This window comes from Candidatus Sysuiplasma acidicola (assembly GCA_019721035.1).
GTDB classification, from domain to species: Archaea; Thermoplasmatota; Thermoplasmata; order Sysuiplasmatales; family Sysuiplasmataceae; genus Sysuiplasma; species Sysuiplasma acidicola.
The window spans coordinates 1-23,413 of record JAHEAA010000007.1; the positions used below are offsets into that span (position 1 = coordinate 1).

Here is a 23,413-nt window from a genome sequence, read left to right on the forward strand (position 1 = left end):
TCCCGACCGGTGCTGTTGCCGCAATGTTCCTTGTGAATGCGACAACTATTGCGTCAGCAGTGATTGTGACCGAACCCATACTCAGTGTTCTGTCTTCCATAAACAGTCTCTGGTATTCACCGAATTTCAGTCTGACGCATATGCGCTGTCCGTTCCTTCCCTGTCCGTATGCGATGCTCATTACACCATTATTGATTGTGTACGCAGAACTGTCGAGTTTCATCATCGGGTGCCTGGCGACAGGCACCCTGTGCCATCTTCTGTGTTTCTTTACAATGGACCATGCAATCTCTGCAACAGAGTACGGATACTGACTCGCAAGACTGTAACGGTCTATGAATTCCCTGTATATGCGGTTGCGCAGATTGAGTCGTCCGTTGATGTTCTCTGCAATACATATGCGTATGGCATCATTCACCATGTCGCGGAACAGTGAAAGCACCCGTGCCAGTTCGGCACTGTGCTCATAGCCGAACTTCACACCCTTCACAGCAGACATGTACCTTCCACCCCTGTAACGGCACAGCAGACACTGACACAGTGCAGATAACGTGCCGTCCGCATGCATCATTCCAGTCATGCAGGCTATTTAAACGGCGACAGGGGGAGGTCGCCGAAACATGTTATTTCCGCACAACACTGACTGTGTTCGCTGCTGCAACCATGTCGCTGTCTGCAACTGACGACGAGAGGTGTGACTGCAGCGGGCGGAGTACGCAGAAACCATAAAGCTGCTGGAATATCAAGGAAAATTTGACAAGGTCCCATGTACACGGAGGAGAAATATCGCAGAATGGGTGTCGCCACAGCTGTACTCAACAGAGCCATCGAATTCAGCAGACTGAAAGGATGCAGCCGTATGGTCCTCCATGCATCAGTATACGGCAGGAACCTTTACCTTAAAGCGGGTTTCCAGGAGTCAAACGAAATGAAGATGAATCTGTGATCTGAGTGCCGATCAGATTGTTGTCGGCTGTACGGACCTTCGGGCGATTCCACGTTTTCGGATGAAGTTTCTGGCTGTGCCTTCAATTTGCCCGACGGGCGGAGCACTCGCACCGACCCACCTCCGTTTGTGATTTATAATGGATATTCAATACTGAATTGTCCGCAATATGGCTGATTCGCAGAAGGCAGGTTTTAAAGAACAGGTATTGACCAATTTCTCTGCGCTGATAACCGCAGCTTTCGGCCTCGTTGCTGCTCTTGCATGGAACGGATTCATATTGGCTTTGTTCAAGCAGATATTCGGGACGACCGGAACCCTCCTTCCAATGTTTGTCTATGCTGTAGTAGTCACGATCATTGCTGTTGTTGCAACGATAGGTGTGGCCCTTTCTATTGAGCGCGTCAAAGGGAAGAAGCAGTAGGATTTGTGAGTGCTTTGTCATGTCAGAAGAAGCAGCGGGATTCATGAGCATATTATGACTCCCCAATGCCCATAAATTACGGCGATTTCCCGTCCATGAATACCACGCGCCCAGGAACCCCCGCTGTTTACGGCGGGGAGTATGTCAGGTGTTATATATGGGTATGGTTTCAGAAAGCTGCCGATGACATCCAACGATTTGAATTGCAGTTCATGCGGAATAAGGCTCGTAGATACAGGCGTAGTTTCCTTCATGTGCCCAAGCTGCGGGCAGAACAGGATTGGAAGATGTGCCCAGTGCAGGGATCAGGGCATAAGGTACACATGCAGTTCATGTGGCTTTTCTGGACCATGATTAATGAGGTCTGCAAATGGGAAAAGTGGCCATGACGTACAGACTCATGCCTGAATCAACCGATTTCGATTTTACAGGTATCGACAGGGTCATAACGTCAAAACTGCCCGGAGGTTCAGAACTCAGGGACGGCAGAATAGTGCCGATTGCCTTCGGCCTGAGCTCATTTGAAGTCATGATTGTTGCCGAGGACAGGGAAGGCACTTCTGACAGCGTGGAAAAGGCACTTCAAAGCATCAATGGAATAAGAAGCGTAGAGTCCATTGAGATAACGCTGCTCTGAAGCTTCCGTTTCAATACACCTTGGCTAGACCAAATGTTCTCTGGCCGCAAGTTTTCGGTCTACGTTCCATCACTGTTTTAAATGCACAGTCTCTATTTCTTCTTGAGAGCATGCTGTCCAGTCTCGACAACGTCAGGAACATGGCCATGTTCCCGTATACGCAGGCCGTGAGGACATACGTGGCCGCGCATCCGGAAATGTACGACTTAGCTGTCATGCTCAGGAGTCCCCTCTATGAGATGGTGAGAGTGCGGGGGAAGGAAAGGACACTCTCCGCCCTGAACAACATGGAGACGGGCGAACGCAGACTCTCGACAGAGGAGGAATGCAGGCAGGAAATACTCTCCTTTGCCGTCTCAAGGATGATATGCTCTGTCATCGGTGACAGGTTTCTCGTAAACAGGGTCGCGGTGACGGAGGGCAAGGCTGCCGGTGCGCTGCTCGCGCGGAATCACGCTCTGATAATGCCGATGGCAAAGGAATTCGGCATTGAACCTGTTGAGGAGGAAGAGGGAAAGGGGGTGTACTCGATTCACTTCACCGCATTTCTGAAGTACTCCTCGAAGATGCGCTCACCCGACTGGAAACTGCTTTACCAGCGTCTGAGAAAGGGAAGAGTCACGGTGGATCGCCAGCGTCTTATCAGGCTTGTGGAACAGGCCGTTACCGATCATCTGTCAGAGAGGCTGCCGCCGTACACCGACGAGATTCGCAGTTCGCTCTCCGCAGAGATACACGAAGTCGCAACGGTGCTGAATGAAAAGAAAGCAGAGTTTCAGAAGAACAATCTGGGCGACATAAGCGAGGCAAGATATCCTCCGTGCATGAAGGAAATACTCCGTCAGATACAGACATCTCAGAATGTGCCGCAGATGGGCAGATTCGCCATAGTGACGTTTCTGCACGCGATAGGCATGAGTGCGGAACAGATATTCGATCTGTTCAGTTCTGTGCCCGATTTCCGTGCCGACAAGACGAGATATCAGATTGAACATATAACCGGAAGGATATCGTCGACGGAGTACTCCGTCCCGGAATGCAGCACCATGAAGTCCTACGGCATATGCTACAATCCGGACAGCCTGTGCGGCAGGGAATGGATGAAACATCCTCTTACGTATTACATAACCAAGGGCAGGCCCGCTAAATCTCCCTCCAGGAAGCGATCGCCCTCCAGACAGCCGTGAGATTCCCGGCGATGCCAAAGAACAGGAGGAGCCACTCAAACGGCGTGAGGAAGAGGAATGTTGCGCCGTGCGGTCCGTAGTGCGATGTGCCGTAGAGATATTCCACCGCAACGGCAACAAGCATGTAGACGAGTCTGTCCGCCCTGCCAAGAATGCCTCCGTAATTTCTCTTCAGCCCAACCGCCTGTGCCTGTGTTCCGAGATAGCTGGTCATGAAGACGCCTATCAACGCGAACATGCCCAGCGCTAGCCCTGCCGAATAGAAGCTGAAGGTGAAACCCAGTATGAGCGCTATGTCTGCATACCTGTCGAGGACATGGTCAAGGAAGTCGCCTTTCTGGCTGCTCTTGCCGGAAACACGTGCTACGGCTCCGTCCAGCGCATCAAATGTGCCGCTCACCAGTATGAAAGCAAAGGCGCCAATCAGCAGGTCACGCGTCGCTATGGAGGAGCCTGCAAGGAGAACGGCGGCAAACGCCGCAAGCACGAATGCAATCCAGCTGACCGTGTTTGGATTGATTTTTGCCATCCTTCGTGCTATAGGATCAACTATCCTCTCCGAGGACTCTCTCACCCTGTCTAAAACCATTTTTCAATTTCACCTCTCCATCTGGATGTCACCGGCGGGTTCCTGCTTCTTCCGTTTATCGCCATTTCGACCGCGTCGGCGGCGTCCGCAGGCGTCATGCTGCCCGTATCCATTTCGTGAATGCACTTTATCCTTTCCATCGCTTCAATCAGTATGACATCGAGAACTTCCGAGCGCACATTGTCCTGAATCTTTTGTTTTTTCCATCCCCTCTTCTCCAGTCTCGCAAAGAGTTCTGATGGACGGCATCTGAGCACTATGGCCATGTCGCAGGATGCATAATGCGCAAGGTGCCCCTCGACGATCGTGACTCCTTCAACTCCGGCGCGCCACAGCGCGGCGCTGCGCCTTGCCAGTTCGTCCGTATCCACAACATGACACCTGTCCCTGGCGGAGTAGGTGTAACTGGTGCCGGTCCTACGCACCATCTCCATCACTCCGATGACGCGGTATCCGCGCTCCTTCAGCACATGTGCTACTGTGCTCTTTCCGGTTCCGGGTGTTCCAGTGAGGGCAACTGATTTCATTGAGACCTCATTTCGGCATCAAACGATACAGATATTCCAGCGTTTCAATGCGGGAAAGCTTATCCTTCCATCTCTCTGCGGAGTCCGGCGAATACTGCGCCCGCACGAACCGCATGCCGTAGTCCACGTCCATCAGTATCAGGAATTCCGGTCTTGCGAGACCAAAACTCATCCGTTCTCTACCCTCAAGCGCAAGACTTATGTCCTCCATTTCCGCCCTTCCGTCCGAAACCATAGTTGCCGCGCTCACAATGCGCCTGAGCATGTTGTGCAGGAAGCTTCTGCCGTAGAAATCTATCTCCGTCCATCTCTCACGTTCTGTAACATCTATTCTCTCTATGCTCCTGAACCTTCCCGCCGCACCGCTTTTGGAGAAATTGATGAAATCCCTGCGCCCGGTGAAAAGAGCGAGCGCGCCGCGTAGTTTCTCAGTGTTCCCGCATCCGAACAGCAGATAACGGTAATGTCTCATAACAGCTTTTCTCGGATTGAATGAAGCCGGGACCAGCAGGTATGAATGGAAGAGTATGTCCCTGCATCTGGCATTAAGCGCTCCTGCAAGTTTGTCAGGATCGAATGAAGTGTCGAAGGCAACTGCATTTGCAATCGCATGAACGCCTCTGTCGGTTCTGCTTGCACTGACAAAGTTTGCTTCTGCGGCGCCGGATATTGCCCTGATGTCGACCAGCGCTTTTATCACGTCTCCTTCCACTGTCCTTGCGCCAGGCTGACGCTGGTATCCGGAGAAACTTGTTCCTTCATAGGCAAATTTCAATGCAATCCTCGGCATGCTACTGCACCGGCACATCATCACTCATGCGACGATAATTTAGTGACATCCTACACCTTATAAATACAGGGCCCCTCCCGTCGAAATCGGTGGCTGTTCGTGCTCCAGCGGGAACAGCCGGAGGGACACTGGATGGACTTCGGAGAACCGTCTGATCAGACGTTCTCTCCAGACGAGTGATTTCCGGCATGCCCTGCCCTGCAGTCCTGGGCATATCCAGGCATTGTAATATATTTGTCACCCGCTTTCGTCTTCCCATTGCAATGGGAGCTCTTCACGATGGCTTTAATAAAGGTGACACGCCGTGTGTGGCGCTTCACATTAAAGCAGGCGATTGAAGCGAGCGTTTCAGGGCCGAATGCTGGGAGTGCGGATGTGCTGGGTCATGGCTAAGGTGAGAACGACGGTCAGGTTCAGAGGACGTGTGCAGGGCGTGGGTTTCAGATTTCATGCCGTGGAATTCGCAAAAGAGAGCGGAGTAACCGGATGGATCAGGAACAGGGACGACGGCACAGTGGAAGCAGTTTTTGAGGGGGAGGAGCAGGCCGTCCGGTTTGTTATTGAACGCTGCAAAATGGGCATCGCCCAGGCGCATGTTTCTTCTGTTGAGGCAACGAACATGAAGTATACAGGCGAATTTTCCTCCTTCTCGATACGCTGAAATCATCGGCCGTGACTGCGTGCCGATACACGATCGTTGCCGTACACCGCCGAGGGATTGTCACCGTGTATCTTCCAGGCAATGCTGTCGTCGAACTCGCCGCTTTCAATAAGTTCTCTCGTTCTCCTGGGTACTGTGCCGATTCCAAGGATGGCTCCGGGCCGCTTCGGATCATCGATGTAGTCTGTCTCCATCATGAATCGCGTACCCTTCGCCGCTGAAGATTGTACGAGCTCTCTTGTCGCCTTTACAGACGGGAAGATCCCGCTGTTCTCTGCAGGAGTGATGAGATCAGTGCAGTGGTGCTTCACTACTCTCCCCCTTTCTATTCCTGCACCGTCGGCCAGGTCCGCTATGCCAGACATCATGGACGGATACGGATCTTCTGTATGCAGCACAACCGCGCATGAAGCTTCCTTCGCACTCTTCATGCATTCTGTCATGATTCTGTTGCTTGCTTCCATAACCTCTTCAGGCACGGGAAAATGCGGCCTGCCTACCTCGCCTATTGCATCGGCCTTTCCGTCAAGGACGTGAGCTGCTGCGAGTTCCACCCCTGTAATCATCTTCTCTTCTGCAGCCTGGAGTCCCTCTTCACGTGCCATTTCAATGAAGGTTACAGGATAAGGACCTACGGCGAGAAGTACTGTCAGTCCAGTATGTTCCACTACTGCATCCCTTATGCTCTCCGCCTCACTGTACATGATTTCGAAGAAATCAGGCGAGCAAGGATCGCCGTCGGGCGGAAGATTGACAAGCAGCATTGAGCTTCCTCCCTTTCTCTCGAATTCGATCGCCGCATCAATGAATCTTCCGCCGCGCTGAAGATGCACGTGATTATCAAACACCGGATACTTCATGATCAGTGGAGAAGTCCCGCACCCTGCAACTCTTCCATTATCTTCTGCACCGCGTCTCCTACGTCCGATGGTTTACGGGCTCCTGTGCAGACAAGCTTGCCGCTTCCGAAGAGCAGTACGACGACTTTTGGAGAGTCCAGCCTGTAAACGAGTCCAGGAAACTGCTCAGGCTCGTACTCAACTTTTTCCAGCCCCAGGCTTATGGCTATGGCATTAAGGTTGATTTCCTGACCCAGGTCAGACGATGCGACAATATTCTGAACTTCGATCTTGGGCTCTATCTTGATTATTATGCCTGCCTTGCCTATCTGTTTTGACACCTTGCTGATTGCAAGTTTGACTTCTTCAAGACTCTTCGCACCTGTGCATACGACTTTTCCGCTCCTGAAAAGCAGCGTGGCAGTCTTCGGCTCCTTCAGTCTGTAAATGAGTCCAGGAAACTGCTCAGGCTCGTATTCCGCACCATCAAGAGCAAGTGCAATTGCCTGTAAATCTAGCTCCTCACCGAGTGAAGTGGATGCAACAACATTTTCAATTTTGATTTTCGGCATAAGTGTTTCCCTGAAATAATGAAATTCATATGTATTTAAATAACTATTTAAGCGGTTTCAGCCCAGGTTACAGCACTATTTTAGTAATATTATATCGATTTTCGTATTAAGAGGCTTCTCAGAAGTCGCGTGAAAATCGTAGTTTGAGAAGGAACTTCAAGTTATTCCATCCATCTCTCCAAGTGCTGAGTTTTTTCTCTCCCTTTCGTTCCACAAAATCTATCGGCACCTCCATAAACCGGAGGCTTCTGGCTGCACGGATCTTTATCTCCTCTGAGAACGGGAAGCCGTTGCTTGTCACGTTGAGCCCCTCATATGCCTCCTTCTTCATAATCCACATACCGCTCTGGGAGTCTGTTATCGATACCCGGAAAAGCAGTTTGGTGGCGATGTTGAGCACCCAGTTCCCGAACTTGTGCGTTCTGTTCATCGCCCCTCTGTCCATGGAAACGAATCTGTTGGCTGTAATGAAATCAAAATTACCGTCGTCAAACGACTGAAGCAGACGGGGTATGGCTTCCGGCGGATAAGACGAGTCTGCGTCCATGGCTATTATCACATTCCCTTTTGATGCAGCGAAACCCGTTTTGTAGGCTCTTCCATAACCGCGCCTCTTTTCCTCAACGACGTTGCATCCCCTGCTTCTCGCTATTTCTACGGTTCTGTCCCTGGAATTCGTATCCACCACTATGATTTCGTACTCCCGGCCAGTAGACTTCATCGCGTCTGCTATCCTGTCTATAACCTGGCCTATCGACTCTTCCTCATTTATTGTAGGAATCACTATTGAAATCACATGCAACATCAATGTTTAACCTGTAAACCCTAATAATTGTTGCTAAAGCAACGGCTTCTCTCAAAAGGGCACTTTTCGTTTCTGACCGTACAGTTTATAAGCAACGTAGCCGAAAAGCGCCATAACAACCCTCACCGAACCGTAATACGTCACTTTTCGCCGGAGCATTTCCAGCGGCTTGTAACTCTTCCATAGACTGCCGTATTTGAGCGTCAGCTGCTTTCTGCCCGCTCCGTTCCAGAATGCCTGTCTTGAGAAAGCGTAAAGCGATTCACGCGTCTTGTGATGAACAACCGCTTTTTCATTGTACGCCAGGTCATAGCCCCTGTCCACGGTCCTTATGTTGAGATCAATATCTTCTGCCGTTATAAACCATGAATCGAAACCGCCGACGTCAGTCAGGACTGTGCGCCTATATGCGAGATTGCAGGAGGGATATGTGACATCCAGCCCTCTTCTGTAAAGTTCAACTCTCTCCAGCCCGCTGTAAGGGCCCTCTCCGACATAAATGGTCCTGCCTGCGACAGCATCAACTGATTCCAGCGATGTCACAATCTCCTCAAGCCAGTGATCAGAGGCGTTACAGTCTCCGTCTATGAATGCGACAATATCGCCCGTTGACCTCTGAATGCCGAAGTTTCTTCCCTCCCCTCTCTTCCCGCTCTTCAAATACAGTTTTATGAAATGATAACGGGCAGCGTAGGAACGGACAATATCCGCCGTATTGTCTGTGCTGAACGCATCCACAATTATCACCTCTTTTTCAACATTCTGCCTGATCAGGCTTTCAAGCAGGTCGGAAATGTTCCGTCCCTCGTTCCTCACTGTAACAATCACACTGACCAGCACTGTTACGCATTCTCCCTTCCAGATAAGCCCGCAGAGAGTCTCCCTCTTCAAAGCGGCGAGACTGCAATAAGGATATCTTAATAAAGTTTAACCGACGCTCCATCGCGTTTCAGTTTATTCGCATGACTATGTGCCGAAACACATAAACTGAACGAGGTATAATTTAAGATACGATTCACTATGTAAGAATCATGTCCTTCTTTGACTTCCAGCTTACGATCGGAGAATTGATAGCGTCCGCGATTGAGAGAAACCCCAATCAGACCATATCATTCAGGGATAGAGATCACTTCACATATTCACAGTTCATGGGGGATGTAAAACACCTTGCCGGCGGTCTCAGTAAACTCGGCGTTGGCCGGGGAGATGTAGTTGCAGTACTGGATTACGACTCCATCCCGTACCTGCAGTCATACTTTGCCGTCCCTTCACTTGGCGCTATACTGCACACAGTGAACATCCGTTATCCACCAGAAGTCATGTACTACACGATGCAGCATGCCGGCGACAAGTATGCAATCATACGTGATGACTTCCTTCCCGTCGCCGAAAAGCACGCCGATCTCTTCAAGTTCATAAGGGGATGGATTGTGGTCAGTGAAAAGGGTGCAAAATCAACGCTTCCCGGATCGATTTCATTGAAGGACCTCAACCCGCCTGAAAATTTTGAACTGCCACAGGTTAACGAGAACGAGACAGCCACAATATTCTATACGTCGGGGACGACAGGTAAGCCCAAGGGCGTCACATTCACCCACAGGCAGATCGTTCTTCACTCGCTTTGCGGTATATCCAGTTTTTCCGATCCGCCGATAAAGATGACGAACGAGGATGTCTGGATGCCCCTGGTTCCTCTGTTTCATGTTCACAGCTGGGGTCTGCCGTTCTCAAATCTGCTGAAGGGCATGAAATACGTGATGCCTGGAAAATACGAGATACCCGAACTTCTGAGGACTATAAGGAATGAAAAGGTGACGCTCATGGCGATGGTGCCGTCCGTGCTTTATCTGATGATCAGCCATCCGGATGCGCCAAAATATCTTTCTGGACTCAACCTCAGGGTGGTGGTGGGCGGTGCAGCACTTCCCAAGGGACTTTCCGAAAAGGCGGCGCAGCTCGGCATACATACGTTTTCCGGATACGGTCTTTCGGAAACCGCTCCTGTCCTGACCCTGGCGACGTTCAGTCACGCAGTCCTGCAGATGACGGAACAGGAGAGGAACGGATTCCGTCTCAAGACTGGCTATCCTGTGCCGCTTGTGCACATCAGGGTGCTCGACAGTTCAGGGAAGGAAGTTCCTCACGACGGGAAGAGCATCGGCGAGATTGTTGTACGCTCTCCATGGCTGACAAAGGGATATTACAAAGATGAGGAGAAGACAGCAGAACTGTGGAAAGGGGACTGGCTGCATACCGGCGATCTGGCAGTTCTGGACGGATATGGTTATCTGCAGATCGTTGACAGGGAGAAGGATGCCGTGAAATCGGGCGGCGAATTTATTCCATCCCTGCTGCTCGAGGATGCAATAAGCACGTGTCCCGGAGTTGCGGAAGTTGCCGTTGTGGGCAGGAAAGACGAAACGTGGGGTGAACGCCCCGTCGCTTTCATCGTGGCGAAAGGCGATGTGACCTCCGGCGACATTGTGAAGACTCTTTCAGGTTTGGTGGATGTCGGCAGGATCGCAAAATTCTGGATACCTGATCAGTTCATATTTGTCGACGCACTCGAAAAGACCAGTACTGGCAAGATTGACAAGAAAGTGCTCAAAGTTGGTTTGCACTGAACGGCAGTCACGCCATCAGTATGACAGCTCAGGTCGATCGCATCATGCACGTTTCGGCTGGCGTAGTGCTTTTATCCTACGCCATAAATGACCACGCATGGTGCACGTTAGAGAAAGGAAGGGCCATGTTAGGATACTGGGCCACAGGTTATTCTACAGACTATTCGGCGACTCACCGTTCAGAGGCACGGTGGTGTGCCTGCACGGCGGACCAGGCGCAACGCACGACTATCTTCTTCCCATGGCGGATCTGGCCGGACACGGTTACCGTGTTCTTCTGTACGATCAGCTTGGCTGCGGAAAGTCAGAACTTCCGCCCAACACGTCACTCTTCACGATAGAGAGGGGAGTCGAGGAGCTTGAGGAACTCAGGAAGGTGATGCGGCTGGGCAGAATTCACCTTATGGGTTCAAGTTACGGCGGCCTTCTTGCCCTTGCCTACGCGCTGAAATATCAGCGCAATCTGCTCAGCATTGTGACGGTGGGAGGCATTGCTAGCGTGCCTCTAACGATTTCCGAGATGGAGAGGCTGAAGTCTCTCCTTCCTGCTCGCGTGAGGAAGACACTGACGAGGTATGAAGAGAAAGGCGAATTCAGCAATCCGGACTACTTGAAGGCAGTGGAAGTGTTCTACAGGCGCCATCTCTGCAGGCTGCCGGTCTGGCCCGATGATCTCATTAAATCGATGAATAACACGAGTCTGCCCGTATACGGCACGATGAACGGCCCAAATGAATTCACCATCACTGGCAACATACGCTACTGGGATATTTCGTCAAGGCTCGGGGAGATAAGGGTGCCGGTGCTCGTCACTGGCGGCAGGTATGATGAAGTTACACCCAGAGTCGCCAGGCAGATAAGCAACGGCATCAGGAACTCCAGGCTGGTTATATTCAGGAACAGCTCTCATCTGCCCATGTGGGAGGAGAGGGAGCGTTTCATATCCCGCGTTGCAGACTTCCTTGACGGTGTTTCGCGCAACAGGCAAAGCTGACCCCACACGCTGTGCGCCGGCATAGTTTCTCTTCCTCTTAATACTGAAAACACATTAATCTGATGTCTATATGCTGTGATATGGTGGAAATAAGGGAACTCATAACATACTGCAGCACGGTCAGAAGGCGCTTCGCAACCGCTCTCTCCGCCCTTCCACAGGAAACAGTGGACAGGAATATGGAGGCGAGCTTCTACAGCATGAAAAACATAATGCTTCATATGATCGACAACGAGGACATGATCGTCAATTTTGTTATACCGGGCAAGCAGGATGCCTATGTCAGGAAGAAATCTGAGGATTATCCCGATTTCGCATCTGTAGTCAGGCATCTGGACGCAGTGGAATCCAGGACAGCCTCGTTCCTCGCTTCAGCAGACAATGAAGAGCTTCGTAGAAAAGTAAGTCTCAGGACAATGAAGGGCGCCGTTTTCAACCTCTCAGTCGAGGAATGCCTCCTGCAGACATTCACTGAGCAACTCTACCATATGGGTGAACTCATTGCCCTGCTCTGGCAGCTCAACATAGAGCCTCCTCAGATGCAGTGGTTCTACAACAATCCCAGATCGACGCTTTGACAGCTAATTGCCACGCTCCCTGTCAGCGCCTATCACCCTGATCAGCGCACCGACGGCAGTGTCGACGCAACTGTCCATGCCTGATTCCGGGTCGATGATGTCCTCTGTCTCATGCCATGGCGCAACATCCGAGACTAGGCAGATGCCCCCTCCCCTGATATTCCACAGCGTCGTCAACGTGAGCACGGTGCCCATCTCCATCTCTATGTTCTTGACCCCCATCTTCTTCGCATCGTCCAGATTTCCGGCTGTATGCGACAGCATGAAGCCTCCGCGGGACATCGATATCACCCTGTCATCATTTAATATCCTGTTCTCTGAATAGAAACCGTCAACTGACAGCGTCACTCCCTTCTGGAATGTGCACTTGCGCTCCTCAGCCTCGTGCATGAGTGCACCGATGATTTCGTGGTGCGCAGCCGCCGGAAACGTATCGGGAACATAGCTGCGGCTCGTTCCGTCCCTCCTGTAGGCTGCGGTTGTGATGACTAGATCGCCTTTCCTCAGTCCTTCCGCAATACCGCCTGAAGTTCCGACACGTATGAATGTGTCCGTCCCGGTATTTGCAAGCTCTTCCATGAGAATGGCAGTCGACGGTCCGCCGATGCCGGTGGATGCAACAAGGACCCTTTCGCCGAGCAGTTTGCCCGACATGATATTGAACTCCCTGACATGCCTCACCTTCTTCACAGAAGAAAGCCTTGACGCGATTCGTGGCACCCTTTCAGGGTCTCCGCATATCAGCGCATATCTGGCGCCTTCGTTTTCCTTGAGTCCTGTGATAATCTGGACAGCCATTCTTATTCACCAATCGCCTTCCTGTAATCCGGGGCAGAAAGCAGGCCTTCGCCACCCGATGCGGGCCTGAGCACGATAAACCATCCTTCTCCGTACGGATCCTGGTTGATGCGTTCGGGCTTCTTCGCGACTGCTTCGTTGACGGAAATTATTGTGCCGTCCACGGGTGCGTATATCTCTGAAACAGTCTTCACTGATTCTACGCTTGCAACAACATCTCCGGTCTTCACATTCTTGCCCGGCTTTTCAAATTCGACATAAACAACATCAGTGAGCTCCGACTGTGCGTGATCCGTGATGCCGATTCTGTAGCCTTCCTTTTCCTTTCTCACCCATTCATGCGTTTTCGTGTAATACAGATCTTCCGGAACGGTACTCATGCAAAATGCCCTCCTTGTGACCGCACTTCCGATGCCCTGCAGTCATATTCGACACTGCAAATTTCACGGAGAGCCGTTCCTGCTTATAAATCTGCTTCGCAGCGGTAACAGGTCAGTGTTCCGAAAACAGCCCAACAAAGTGAATGTCTGGAGACATTCGACCCATATTGGGACTTCTGTCACGCCATGGTGCTTTTAGTAGCGTTAATAAATATTAATAAATGTTTCTATAAGCGCTGCGCTGTGCACAAACCATCTACAGACTGTACCGTTTCTCCAGGATTTGGACACGGCCTATTGTTCCCAATGATGCATGTTGATGACACTCGTCATCTTCTATTATCTTCTCCGGCAGGTCAACGCCGTCTGTTGAAACGGCCAATTTGCTGAAATATCGATTTATATTCATACCCGCTTTTCGGTTCATGTCCCCGATATACAACGAAGCACATGATTTTGAAGGCGACATTATTGCCATCAGAAGGAAGATACACCGGAAACCCGAGCTTTCTTTTCAGGAAAACGAAACCGCTGCGCTCGTCGCATCGACGCTGAAATCCATCGGTATTCCTGTCAGAACAGGAGTCGGAGGAAAGGGTGTCGTGGGCCTGCTCAACGGTGCTTCGGAGGGAAAGTGCATCGCGCTCAGGGCAGACATGGACGCGCTGCCGCTGGAGGAGAGTGCCCCGGTCGAATTCAGGTCAGAGAGGCAGGGCATTATGCATGCTTGCGGTCATGACACGCATGTGGCAATGCTTCTGGGTGCCGCAATGCTGCTGAAGCGACACGAAAGCGAGCTGCGGGGCCCGGTAAAGCTGATATTCCAGCCTGCAGAGGAGCATGGAGGACGCGGCGGTGCCGGACCCATGATAGACGACGGAGTTATGAACGACCCCAAAGTATCATACGTCTTCGGCCTGCACATCTCTTCAGCATACCCCTCAGGAACGTTTGCGCTGCGTCCCGGCCCGATTATGGCATCACCAGACTCCTTCCGCATCAGGGTCATGGGAAAGGGAGGACATGGCTCCGCTCCCCACATGTCCATAGATCCTGTATTCATTGCCGCGCAGGTAGTTTCGTCGCTGCAGGGCATCTCATCGCGCTTTATCGACCCTATAGAACCGTTCGTGCTCTCGGTATGCAGCATTCACGGGGGAACAAAGGACAATATTATACCTGACGAAGTGACGCTCGAAGGCACAATAAGAACATTCAGCACCAGGACAAGACTGAGGGCCAAGTCGCTCACATCAAGCATTGCTAAGTCCATATGCAGGTCCTTTGGTGCCGGATGCGAAGTGAGCTTCATGGAGAACGCCTATCCTGTGACGGTAAACAATAGAAAGGCGACTGAAAGGGTGCAGTCTCTTCTGCGCAATATGGAATCGGGTAAGGTCATTGAAACCGATCCGGTTATGGGCGGCGAAGACTTCTCGCGTTTTCTTCAGAAGGCGCCAGGAACTTTTTATTTCCTTGGAACGATGAACGAAACCAAAGGCTGTGTCTATCCAAATCACAGCAGCATGTTCACAGTCGACGAAGACGTGCTGCGGCTGGGCACCGCTTCGCTTGCCGAAATTGCGCTGCATTTCCTGCCCTGATTGCTGGCTGTATACCGTTCCGTTGCCAGATAACCTCGAATTGCCATATTGTGACGCCACAGACGCCACGGCCGCACGGCAGGGAAAACCTGCACCGCACCGCAATCCCGTTTAGCGATAGATTTGGCGATATTGGCCGGAAGAGGCGTGAAGCCCAGCGGTTGTTCGACTCGTGGAAACAATTTAACGGCGGAAGCACATCTGTCTTCTATGCCCGGTAATAATGTTTACGACGATCTAGTTGTCGAAAAGAGGGAAGGCTTCACAATACTAAGGCTCAACAGGCCCAACGTGCTCAATGCGCTGAGTTTTAAACTTGTTTCACACATAGCGGAGGCACTCGCGGAGGAGGACAGGGACTCGGGCGTGAAATCATGCATCATTACCGGAGGAGAAAGGGCATTTTCAGCCGGTGCAGACATTAAAGATATGGCCGGCAAGACATTTGCCTCTTTTGCAGCAGATGACGATTTCTCGGTATGGGACGCCATGGAGCGGTTCAGGAAGCCGCTGATCGCCGCAGTCGAGGGCTATGCGCTAGGCGGCGGATGCGAACTCGCCATGTCTTGCGACATTATTGTTGCCTCAGAAGGTACAAAATTCGGCCAGCCTGAGGTAAACCTCGGGATTATGCCGGGTGCGGGAGGGACTCAGAGACTGACCAGGAGCATTGGCCGTCACAGAGCCATGCGTTATATACTGACGGGTGAGCTGTTCAGTGCGGAGGAGGCTGACAGAATGGGCCTCCTCAGTTCACTGGTGCAGCGCGGCCAGGCGCTCAATGAGGCAGTCAGAATTGCAGGACTCATAGGGCAGAAATCGTTGCTGTCACTGATGCTGGCCAAGGAGGCCGTTGACGCTTCGCAGGACGTTGGTCTGGCTGAGGGTCTCAGGATCGAAAGGCGTATGTTCTATTCCCTCTTCTCGACTGCCGACCAGAAGGAGGGAATGGACGCATTCCTTTCCAAACGACCGCCGAAGTTCACAGGTAGATGAATATTCGTCAATCTCATTTCATGGAAGTGTGATGAAATATATTTATGAGTGATTGCTACACTATCTTTACTGAGCATGCTGTTTGCTGTGCAAATTGATGGTGATTCAGCTGAATGAGGAAATAAAAACTAAAGTCTGTCTGGTCGGTGACAACAATGTAGGCAAGACCAGTCTTATAAGGCGGTTCGTGCTGGACTCGTTCGACGACAAGTATACGTCAACCATAGGCACGAAGGTAACGAAGAAGGAGGTCAACGTAAAGAGGGATAACGGCCGTGAAGTCAGCCTGTCCATGCTTGTATGGGACATTATGGGCCAGAAGGGATTCAGAGAGCTGCTCAGGGAATCATATTTCTACGGGGCGGAAGCGGCTGTTTGCGTCTGCGATGTGACAAACAGGGAATCCCTGGATGAACTGAAATACTGGATCAAGTCGATGGAGAGCATCACCGGCCATATACCGATGATATTCATCGGTAACAAGAACGATCTTGTTGATCAGATTGTCGTAACGAGGCAGGATATAGACAAGGTTGCCACATCATACGGCTCTCCAGCAATGGTTACGAGCGCCAAGACCGGTGAGAATGTGGAAGCTGCCTTCATGCGCCTTGCTTCCATGCTGACTGCAAGAAAGTAGTGCAGCATCATTCTTATCCCCTGCTCCGCTGATGTGTACGAGGAGAGTTGCAGATGCATCACAAACATGGAATGGGCGGGGCGCTGCTCGTTGTCTTCCTCCTGCTCTCTTCCTCATTCGTGTTTTTTTCGCAGAATGCCCAGGGCTCTCCAGCCCCGGCAAGCTCGACCACGACATTCTATCTCCATGACGATCAGCACGGTTTCGGGCATCCCGGCAAACGCTATGACTGGGCAAACACCTCCCGACCCTACAACCCGCTGAATCCGAATTTCATAAGCAGCAGCTATCAGGGTATATTGCTGAACAACTCTCCGCCGTATGATTCATTCCGGTGGATCGCCTATCCGTCGGTAGGCGTTCCAGTTATGTTGAACGGCACCGTTACCGTCAGGCTCTATCTCACACCGTCGAACACATCCACCGGCATACCCTTCAATTTTACTGTGACGCTACAGAACGATACCGCGGGCCAGGTGCACAAAATCACACAGGGCTCGACTGGCAGCATATCCCTGGTACCGAACGAGCAGGTCAACGTGACAATGAATATTTCCCCCCAGCCGTACAGGCTTTCCGCCGGCAGCGGCCTGATTCTGAACGTCACCAGGACTGACGCGAATTCCCTCGCATCTGTGTATGTGGAGTTCGACTACAATTCCACGCCGTCCAGCTTCAGTGTTTCACTGACGCCGCGTATCTCGGGTGTGGCGATATCCGCCGGCAGCACCATCTATGACAATCAGAGCTTCACTGTCGGTGCGTCGGTAACGGATGCACTGGGACGCGGGGACATAGCATACGCGACACTGTCCGTCGTGAACCAGAGCGACATCACCGTTCTGAGCGGCGTCGGCATGATGCTGTCGTCATACAGCACGTATGCATCGAACTTCACTGCCGTCATCGGTCCACTCCACTACGGGAAGTACGTTCTTTATGTCACCGCCGGGACGAAGTCGAATCTCTCCGGCGGCAACGAAACATTTCTGCAGAGCTATAATCTGACGGTACTGCCGTCGCTGGGCAGCTTTATCGTTTCTTCTCCCGCCGCTTCAACCGCCGGCGCGTCCTTTTCAGTCGAGGCGCAGGCAGTAGCCGACGACGGCCTGAATATGACCTCATTCAACGGCACGGCGGCCGTGCAGATAGTGAATAGCAGCGGAACGCCTCTGCCGCAATCGCTCTATTCGCCTCACACTGCCGCATTCGTCTCGGGTGTTTCGAACATCAGCGCAGTGATCACTGAAGAGGGTAATTTCACCGTCATTTTTTCATCAGGCAGTGCTACGGGAAGCGCTGCAATACACGTGTCCGCAGGTCCTGTGAGCAGTATAGCGGTCCGCCCGTCTGTATATTCAATGCTCGCCGGCTCCACGGAGAAATTCACCGCAACAGCCAGTGATGCTTACGGCAACGTCAACACGACATGGCAGCCTTCATGGAACGTTTCCGGCGGCATAGGCAGCATAAGCCCGAACGGCACCTTCACGGCGACGACCGCCGGAGTGGGCATGATAACCGCAAGCGACGCAACCACTGGCGTCTCGGGTTATGCGAATGTTTCTGTATCATCAGGATCGCTGTTTTCGCTCCAGATAAACCCGTCAAACGAGACGGTGCTAGCAGGAGGAAGCTACTTCTTCCAGGTTTCAGGTTTCGATGCCTACGGAAACTATGTTCAGCCTGTGAATGTTGTGTGGTCCACAAACGCAGGCACGCTGTATGCCAACGGGAGTTTCGCGATGCTCAACGTTACGGCTTCCCTCATGTCAGCCGCGTACGTCGAGGCTTATTCAGCCGGACTCGATGCCATCTCGCTGCTGACTGTCGTGCCTTCGGCCTACAGCCCGCAGATAGTCACGCCTGTCGTCAACCTTACAGAACCAGCAGGTCATGCATGGTCTGTGAACCTCAGTGCATATGTATCAAATCCAGACGATCCGACGGGACAGGGAATGGAATGGTTTCTTTACGGCGGCGCAAAGCTCTTCTATACCCTGGGTTCAGGCATCTTCGGCAACACTCAGATAACCTTCGTTCCTTACCCTGGCGCTTATGGCCGTGCAAATGCAACGCTTCTGGTCATCAACAGGCAGGGCTACAGTGCGTCCATGGAATTCAGCATAACGCTGCTGCCCAGGCCCGGATGGATAAACCGTCTCCCGCTTTACATGTCAGTGCGCGGGGGAACTACATACTTGCTCAATTACACGTATTTCATCGACTCGTCGCCCTTCGCCGTGAACCAGATACGCGTGAGCACGAACTCGCTGTTTGTCTACGTTTCGGGTCAGTCCCTGAACTATCTGTTCCCCGTGACTGCTGTCGGACGTACTTTTCCGATTGTCATTACTGCGACGAACCCGGACAATCTGAGCACCAGCATAATTCAGATTATTTCGGTTGTTTCAACGGCGCCTCCTTCGCTGGACACCAGAAGTGCCCCTCCATCGTTCATATCTGTCTACAGGGGGCAGAATGTGACGCTCGCGTCTCCGCTTTCCGCTTATTTCAACAGCGCGCAATATCTGCATTTCAGCATCATTTCCGGGGTAGTGTCAACCTATCTGTCGGGAACCGGCATACTCTACATATCTGCGCCTGAAAGACCCTCGACATTCAACGGAACGGTTCTGGTCGAGGCGAACAACAGCGCCGGAGGGTATGCTTTTCTCTTCCTGCACGTCGGCATCGTGAATATTGTAACTCCTCCGGTGGTTAAACCCATCCCTGTAATCAGTGTTCATTACGCGACGGCCGGAGTCCGTGCGTACACCATTTCGCTCCTTCCCTACGTATCGGACAGCTACTTACCTCTGTACATGATTTCAGTATTTCCCGGATCCGGATACATCACGTTCAGCAGGAGCAATTTTTCGCTCTCCTTTTCCCTGCCTGCAAACGTTTCCGGAGGCTCCGTATACAACGGTCCTTACTGGCTCAACACCACTTTGCTCTTAATCGGCGGCCCGCTCTCTGAGATATCCAACGATTCCGTGAGCGTGGGACTCGCGGTATACGTATCATCCAATTATCCTCCCGCTGTTATTTCCGGCGTCTCTACGCCGACGTTCATTTCCGTTTCTGAGAATGGCATGAATGCTGCACTCAATCTGTCGCGCATCTTCTATTCGCCTCAGAACAGTCCCTTGAGCTATGGCGGAAGTGCCGACAATCTGTCGATTTCAGTTTCGCAGTATGGCCTCGTGACAATACGTCCTGAGAAGTATTTTGTCGGCAGCGTCAGAGTCGATTTCACCATCGGCTCTGATTACGGCTTTGCAGACTACAGCGTCCTCGTCTACGTCTATCCGGTTTACATTCCCCCTGTAATAAGCCTCCCTGCGCACATTACGACAAAAACGGCGACATTCGTGGTCAATCTGTCGCGGTACATTACCGATCATAATAGCGTACCGCTCACGATAAGCGCTGCAGGAAGTGGTGTGACGGTTGTCGGCTCAGACATGCTCGTTTCTCTGCCGTCCGGTTCGCAGGGGGAGACGATCACGCTGTTCTTCACCACACCGCAGGGAACGGTGATTGAAAGAACGATCGGCGTGCAGCTTCTGTCGCCAGTGCCAAACGTGTACGCCCTCCTGTTCTACGGCCTACTCTTCATCGTGATTCTATTTGCGGCCCTGCTCACATACAAACGGCTCGTTCCGCACAGATTCCAGCTCAACTCCGTTCTGCTCATTCACAATGACGGCAGGCTGATCGCATATGGCCACAGGGAGGACTACAGGGGAATGGACAGAGATCTCGTAGTGGGTATGTTCACTGCAATCCAGGACTTCGTCTCCACTTCCTTCCCCGAGATGGACGGCTCCCATTCCCTGAACAGGATTGAGCTTGGCGATTACAGCATTGCCGTCGAGCGCGGCAGGATAGTGTTTATTCTTTCAATCTATTCGGGCGAAACGCCGAAAGGGTGGAGTGAAAAACTGCGCGCTACCATTGACGGTATTGAGAGGACATACCAGAACCTCGACGCCTGGGACGGAAAGCAGGAGGGCATAGAGGGCATAGGGGCAATAATCTCGGCTCTGTTCCAGAGCAGATGATGTCATCAATCACCCTCCGCCCGTTCCGTTTAGCTCAAAATGCGAACATAGCCAGAGTACGCTGTTATTTGCAAGAATGATATTCATATTACATCCCTTTAATACATGCATCCTGCCTTGAAGTATACAGGGACAGGAATGGGCAGAGAAGAAACAGTCCTCAAGATGGCGCATCGTTTCCTCCTCGAAATTAACGAAGGGGAAATGGACAAAGCCGTGGATGACGGTTTAATACTGCTCAGACTGATGTCCGGTGATCCTGACGGGTTGAATGCAACGACGATGGTTTTGCCTACTCCTCCCCCTCGCAAGGCAAATAACAGTCAAGTTGCCCCCTTCGTCAGGTGAGCCGGCCGGTGCCTGTCCCGTTAAACTCATGTCTGCCACGATGCGTTCCATGCTGCGCCGGTGGCAATCCTGAAATAAGCAGCCCGATTTTCAGTGCATCATGTGTATACTCACCGATTCTGAAATAACATCGATGGCATCTTCCGGCCTGCTGATATCGGACGGTTTCAGCGGATCCTCTGTCACGCCAAACGGTTATGACCTCAGGATTCAGACGATGCTCCTTCCAGAAACTGCGCATGAAACATCGCACGATGCGGAAATACCTCCTCATTCCTGGTTTGTCGTCTCGACGCTCGAGAAGATCACACTTCCGGGCAACATCTCGGCACAGCTGTGGATCAGAAGCAGCTACGCGAGGAAGGGCTTATTCGGCAGCTTCGGAAAGGTTGATGCCGGTTTCTCCGGAACACTCACGCTTTCATTCTTCAACGCGTCTTCGAAGTCAATCAGGCTTGCCGGCGGAGAGAGGGTGGCCCAGATAGTATTCGAGCGGCTGTGCTCAAACACCGACCGGGATTATGCCTCGAGATCCGGGAATTACCAGAACCAGGCAGGCATCACTCTCGAACCGCCCGAACGGGCTCCGGTCAGGACATCTTCGTCAGGAGCAGATGGTAAATCCCTTCCGCCGGAGAGTAGCTCTTGACCTTCCTGACGTCGACGACCCGCAACCTGTCGATCGAGTGCTCCAGCGAAGAAGCTCTTTCCGCAATACCGGCATTTTCTGCTCTTTCGTAATAGTGTATGAAACCCTCTTTTCTGAGCATGGACAGCGCCTTTCCGATGAAGCGCTCCCCGTCCTGGGGGAGATTCATTAATATCCTGTCAAACGGCACGTCAGGCTCGACCGTCATGCTGTCCCTGAGGTGACACTCGATGTTGGCAATCCTGTTGAGTTCCGCGTTCTCTTTCAGGTATGACAGCGCATACGGGTTGATGTCAAACGCCGTGACAGTACCGTTCACGTCCGCCCTTGCCGCCGATATGCTGAACGGTCCAACGCCGGCGAACATGTCGAGTATCCGTTCACCCGGTGCAATGGCTGAAGCGACTCTCTTTCTCTCAACCGCAAGCCGCGGCGAGTAGAATGTTTTCGCCACGTCCAGTCTGAATTTGAGGCCGTACTCCGAAACCGATGTCTCTGTGCCGCCACTGCCGGCAATCAGTGTCAGTTTTCTTATCCTGTACTCACCATGGACACCGTCGTCGCGAAATACGCTGTCAAGGCTGCGGTTTGCCTTCAGTATGGCATCGCCTATCTCGTGATGCCTGTCTGAAAGTTCGGGTTGCAGCCTGATCAGCGCCTTCGTTCCCAGGACGTCAAACGAGGCCGGAAGACTGTCCGTCCATGCCCCTGGGCCTAACAGTTCCCGGTATCCACCTTTCACCTGTCTCTTCTCCCTGAAGACTGCGAAACACTGCTCCCATCCCTCTCTGCGCGGGGGAAAATCGGTCACAGGTATGACCACTCCTTTTTCATCCTTCAACAGCAAAAGCCTGCTGTCGATAGCTCCTGTCCTGATAAGCTCACGTCTTGCTTTTTCCGCCTCCGAAAGCGATACTCTAATGCCCCTGGTGTACATCTGTGAGGCGTAAAAATGGGAAGGCTTGTATTTGTAGGTGCGGGGCTCGGCGGACCGCAATCACTGACGCCGCAGGCACTTGACGTGCTGAAAGACTCCGCCTGCGTCTATCTTGAGACATATACGACATTGCTTCCGGAAGATTTCCCTGGACAGCTTTCTTCCATGATCGGGAAGCGCGTGCGTGTGGTCGGAAGGAAGGAAGTCGAGGACGGCAGCATCATACTGGAGTCTGCTTCTGCCGGAAAGTGCGCCCTGGTTGTGGGCGGCGATGCAATGTCTGCAACCACCCACGTCTCTCTGCGTATCGAAGCGGCCAGACGCGGCATAGGAACGGAAATGGTGTTCGGCCAGTCGATTTTCACTGCAGCACCGTCGCTCCTGGGACTGCAGCAGTACAGATTTGGAAGGACTGTTTCAATGCCCCTCTTCACCGAACGGTTCAGGCCGTCGAGTCCGCTCGAGATGGTGGAAGCAAACCTTAACGCGAATCTCCACACGCTCCTTCTGCTCGATATAGATGCGGACAGCAATTACTTCATGGCACCGCGCACATGCTTCGAACAGCTGCTTGAGCTTTCGCAAAAGGCCGGGCATACTCTCCTGAACGGAGACACACTGGCATGCACCGTGTCCAGAGCCGGAAGCGCTGGCTCTGAAACGCATGCCGGCAGCATATCCAGACTTATGGATATCGACACAGGCGCGCCTCCTCACTGCGTCGTCGTGCCATCCAGGCTGCACTTCGAAGAGGCTGACGCGCTGGTCCTCTTTTCCGGCGCCCGGCGAGATGAAGTTTCCGGCTTTACTGTCTGAAT

The 23,413-nt window shown here is 52.2% G+C and carries 26 protein-coding genes and 1 pseudogene; 16 read left to right on the forward strand and 11 right to left on the reverse strand.

Annotation, left to right across the window (positions count from 1 at the left end; translation table 11 throughout):
* On the reverse strand, positions 1 to 499 hold a 499-nt coding region (locus tag KIS30_04565; protein MBX8646015.1), incomplete at its 3' end, for a hypothetical protein.
* 267 nt (positions 500 to 766) lie between these two features.
* Between KIS30_04565 and KIS30_04570 the strand changes: the two are divergent.
* From KIS30_04570 to KIS30_04590, 5 genes and pseudogenes are all read left to right on the forward strand, one after another.
* Positions 767 to 946 (forward strand): annotated as a pseudogene (locus KIS30_04570) (GNAT family N-acetyltransferase).
* A gap of 169 nt (positions 947 to 1,115) precedes the next feature.
* A complete protein-coding gene (locus tag KIS30_04575) occupies positions 1,116 to 1,370 on the forward strand; it encodes a hypothetical protein (protein MBX8646016.1) in 255 nt (84 codons plus the stop codon).
* Between the two features lie 183 nt (positions 1,371 to 1,553).
* Complete coding sequence (locus KIS30_04580; GenBank protein MBX8646017.1) at positions 1,554 to 1,724, forward strand: DUF1610 domain-containing protein; 171 nt, start codon at positions 1,554 to 1,556, stop codon at positions 1,722 to 1,724.
* Between the two features lie 16 nt (positions 1,725 to 1,740).
* The gene (locus KIS30_04585) at positions 1,741 to 2,007 is read left to right on the forward strand and encodes an elongation factor 1-beta (protein MBX8646018.1); all 267 of its coding nucleotides are present in this window, start codon (positions 1,741 to 1,743) and stop codon (positions 2,005 to 2,007) included.
* Between the two features lie 110 nt (positions 2,008 to 2,117).
* Positions 2,118 to 3,194: a DNA primase large subunit PriL gene (locus tag KIS30_04590; protein ID MBX8646019.1), complete on the forward strand. Its 1,077-nt coding sequence runs from the start codon at positions 2,118 to 2,120 to the stop codon at positions 3,192 to 3,194.
* On the opposite strand, the gene KIS30_04595 is transcribed toward KIS30_04590, so the two are convergent.
* From KIS30_04595 to truA, 3 genes are read right to left on the reverse strand one after another with little or no spacing between them, the layout of a single operon-like run.
* Positions 3,151 to 3,783 carry a CDP-alcohol phosphatidyltransferase family protein gene (locus KIS30_04595; protein ID MBX8646020.1) on the reverse strand — a complete coding sequence of 211 codons (633 nt, stop codon included), beginning with the start codon at positions 3,781 to 3,783 and terminating at the stop codon, positions 3,151 to 3,153. The genes KIS30_04590 and KIS30_04595 overlap by 44 nt on opposite strands.
* Positions 3,774 to 4,310: an adenylate kinase family protein gene (locus KIS30_04600; GenBank protein MBX8646021.1), complete on the reverse strand. Its 537-nt coding sequence runs from the start codon at positions 4,308 to 4,310 to the stop codon at positions 3,774 to 3,776. Before KIS30_04600 ends, KIS30_04595 begins: the two co-directional genes overlap by 10 nt.
* 7 nt (positions 4,311 to 4,317) lie before the next feature.
* Positions 4,318 to 5,100 (reverse strand): tRNA pseudouridine(38-40) synthase TruA, encoded by a 783-nt coding sequence (gene truA, locus KIS30_04605; GenBank protein MBX8646022.1) that lies wholly within the window; start codon positions 5,098 to 5,100, stop codon positions 4,318 to 4,320.
* A gap of 385 nt (positions 5,101 to 5,485) precedes the next feature.
* Between truA and KIS30_04610 the strand changes: the two genes are divergently transcribed.
* Positions 5,486 to 5,761 (forward strand): acylphosphatase, encoded by a 276-nt coding sequence (locus tag KIS30_04610; protein MBX8646023.1) that lies wholly within the window; start codon positions 5,486 to 5,488, stop codon positions 5,759 to 5,761.
* Between the two features lie 2 nt (positions 5,762 to 5,763).
* On the opposite strand, the gene KIS30_04615 is transcribed toward KIS30_04610, so the two are convergent.
* The 4 genes from KIS30_04615 to KIS30_04630 all read right to left on the reverse strand — a co-directional run bounded on the left by KIS30_04615 (position 5,764) and on the right by KIS30_04630 (position 8,817).
* Entirely contained in the window at positions 5,764 to 6,621 is an 858-nt protein-coding gene (locus KIS30_04615) for a TatD family hydrolase (GenBank protein MBX8646024.1), read from the reverse strand.
* A gap of 2 nt (positions 6,622 to 6,623) precedes the next feature.
* On the reverse strand, positions 6,624 to 7,172 hold the full coding sequence (locus KIS30_04620; protein MBX8646025.1) for a TATA-box-binding protein: 549 nt from the start codon (positions 7,170 to 7,172) through the stop codon (positions 6,624 to 6,626).
* A gap of 118 nt (positions 7,173 to 7,290) precedes the next feature.
* Positions 7,291 to 7,977: a glycosyltransferase family 2 protein gene (locus KIS30_04625; protein ID MBX8646026.1), complete on the reverse strand. Its 687-nt coding sequence runs from the start codon at positions 7,975 to 7,977 to the stop codon at positions 7,291 to 7,293.
* A 51-nt stretch (positions 7,978 to 8,028) separates the two neighbouring features.
* Complete coding sequence (locus tag KIS30_04630; protein ID MBX8646027.1) at positions 8,029 to 8,817, reverse strand: glycosyltransferase; 789 nt, start codon at positions 8,815 to 8,817, stop codon at positions 8,029 to 8,031.
* Positions 8,818 to 9,008: 191 nt separating this feature from the next.
* Between KIS30_04630 and KIS30_04635 the strand changes: the two genes are divergently transcribed.
* From KIS30_04635 to KIS30_04645, 3 genes are all read left to right on the forward strand, one after another.
* Entirely contained in the window at positions 9,009 to 10,601 is a 1,593-nt protein-coding gene (locus KIS30_04635) for a long-chain-fatty-acid--CoA ligase (GenBank protein MBX8646028.1), read from the forward strand.
* Between the two features lie 97 nt (positions 10,602 to 10,698).
* Positions 10,699 to 11,595 (forward strand): proline iminopeptidase-family hydrolase, encoded by an 897-nt coding sequence (locus KIS30_04640; GenBank protein MBX8646029.1) that lies wholly within the window; start codon positions 10,699 to 10,701, stop codon positions 11,593 to 11,595.
* 80 nt (positions 11,596 to 11,675) lie between these two features.
* Entirely contained in the window at positions 11,676 to 12,173 is a 498-nt protein-coding gene (locus tag KIS30_04645) for a DinB family protein (protein MBX8646030.1), read from the forward strand.
* A 3-nt stretch (positions 12,174 to 12,176) separates the two neighbouring features.
* Here KIS30_04645 and KIS30_04650 read toward each other — a convergent pair whose 3' ends face one another.
* Positions 12,177 to 12,971 (reverse strand): nucleoside phosphorylase, encoded by a 795-nt coding sequence (locus tag KIS30_04650; GenBank protein MBX8646031.1) that lies wholly within the window; start codon positions 12,969 to 12,971, stop codon positions 12,177 to 12,179.
* A gap of 2 nt (positions 12,972 to 12,973) precedes the next feature.
* Positions 12,974 to 13,351, reverse strand: a complete 378-nt coding sequence (gcvH, locus tag KIS30_04655) for a glycine cleavage system protein GcvH (protein MBX8646032.1) — start codon at positions 13,349 to 13,351, stop codon at positions 12,974 to 12,976.
* Between the two features lie 425 nt (positions 13,352 to 13,776).
* On the opposite strand from gcvH, the gene KIS30_04660 reads away from it, so the two are divergent.
* The 6 genes from KIS30_04660 (at position 13,777) to KIS30_04685 (ending at position 21,658) form a co-directional block, all read left to right on the forward strand.
* Complete coding sequence (locus KIS30_04660) at positions 13,777 to 14,955, forward strand: amidohydrolase (GenBank protein MBX8646033.1); 1,179 nt, start codon at positions 13,777 to 13,779, stop codon at positions 14,953 to 14,955.
* A 210-nt stretch (positions 14,956 to 15,165) separates the two neighbouring features.
* On the forward strand, positions 15,166 to 15,951 hold the full coding sequence (locus KIS30_04665) for an enoyl-CoA hydratase/isomerase family protein (protein MBX8646034.1): 786 nt from the start codon (positions 15,166 to 15,168) through the stop codon (positions 15,949 to 15,951).
* Positions 15,952 to 16,045: 94 nt separating this feature from the next.
* Positions 16,046 to 16,591 (forward strand): GTP-binding protein, encoded by a 546-nt coding sequence (locus tag KIS30_04670; GenBank protein ID MBX8646035.1) that lies wholly within the window; start codon positions 16,046 to 16,048, stop codon positions 16,589 to 16,591.
* 53 nt (positions 16,592 to 16,644) lie between these two features.
* Positions 16,645 to 20,661 (forward strand): hypothetical protein, encoded by a 4,017-nt coding sequence (locus KIS30_04675; protein MBX8646036.1) that lies wholly within the window; start codon positions 16,645 to 16,647, stop codon positions 20,659 to 20,661.
* A gap of 117 nt (positions 20,662 to 20,778) precedes the next feature.
* A complete protein-coding gene (locus tag KIS30_04680) occupies positions 20,779 to 21,009 on the forward strand; it encodes a hypothetical protein (GenBank protein ID MBX8646037.1) in 231 nt (76 codons plus the stop codon).
* 106 nt (positions 21,010 to 21,115) lie between these two features.
* Positions 21,116 to 21,658, forward strand: a complete 543-nt coding sequence (locus KIS30_04685; GenBank protein ID MBX8646038.1) for a dCTP deaminase — start codon at positions 21,116 to 21,118, stop codon at positions 21,656 to 21,658.
* Here the strand turns inward: KIS30_04685 and KIS30_04690 are convergent.
* A complete protein-coding gene (locus KIS30_04690) occupies positions 21,600 to 22,595 on the reverse strand; it encodes a class I SAM-dependent methyltransferase family protein (GenBank protein MBX8646039.1) in 996 nt (331 codons plus the stop codon). The genes KIS30_04685 and KIS30_04690 overlap by 59 nt on opposite strands.
* Positions 22,596 to 22,610: 15 nt before the next feature.
* On the opposite strand from KIS30_04690, the gene dph5 reads away from it, so the two are divergent.
* Entirely contained in the window at positions 22,611 to 23,411 is an 801-nt protein-coding gene (dph5, locus tag KIS30_04695; GenBank protein MBX8646040.1) for a diphthine synthase, read from the forward strand.
* Positions 23,412 to 23,413 lie beyond the last annotated feature (2 nt).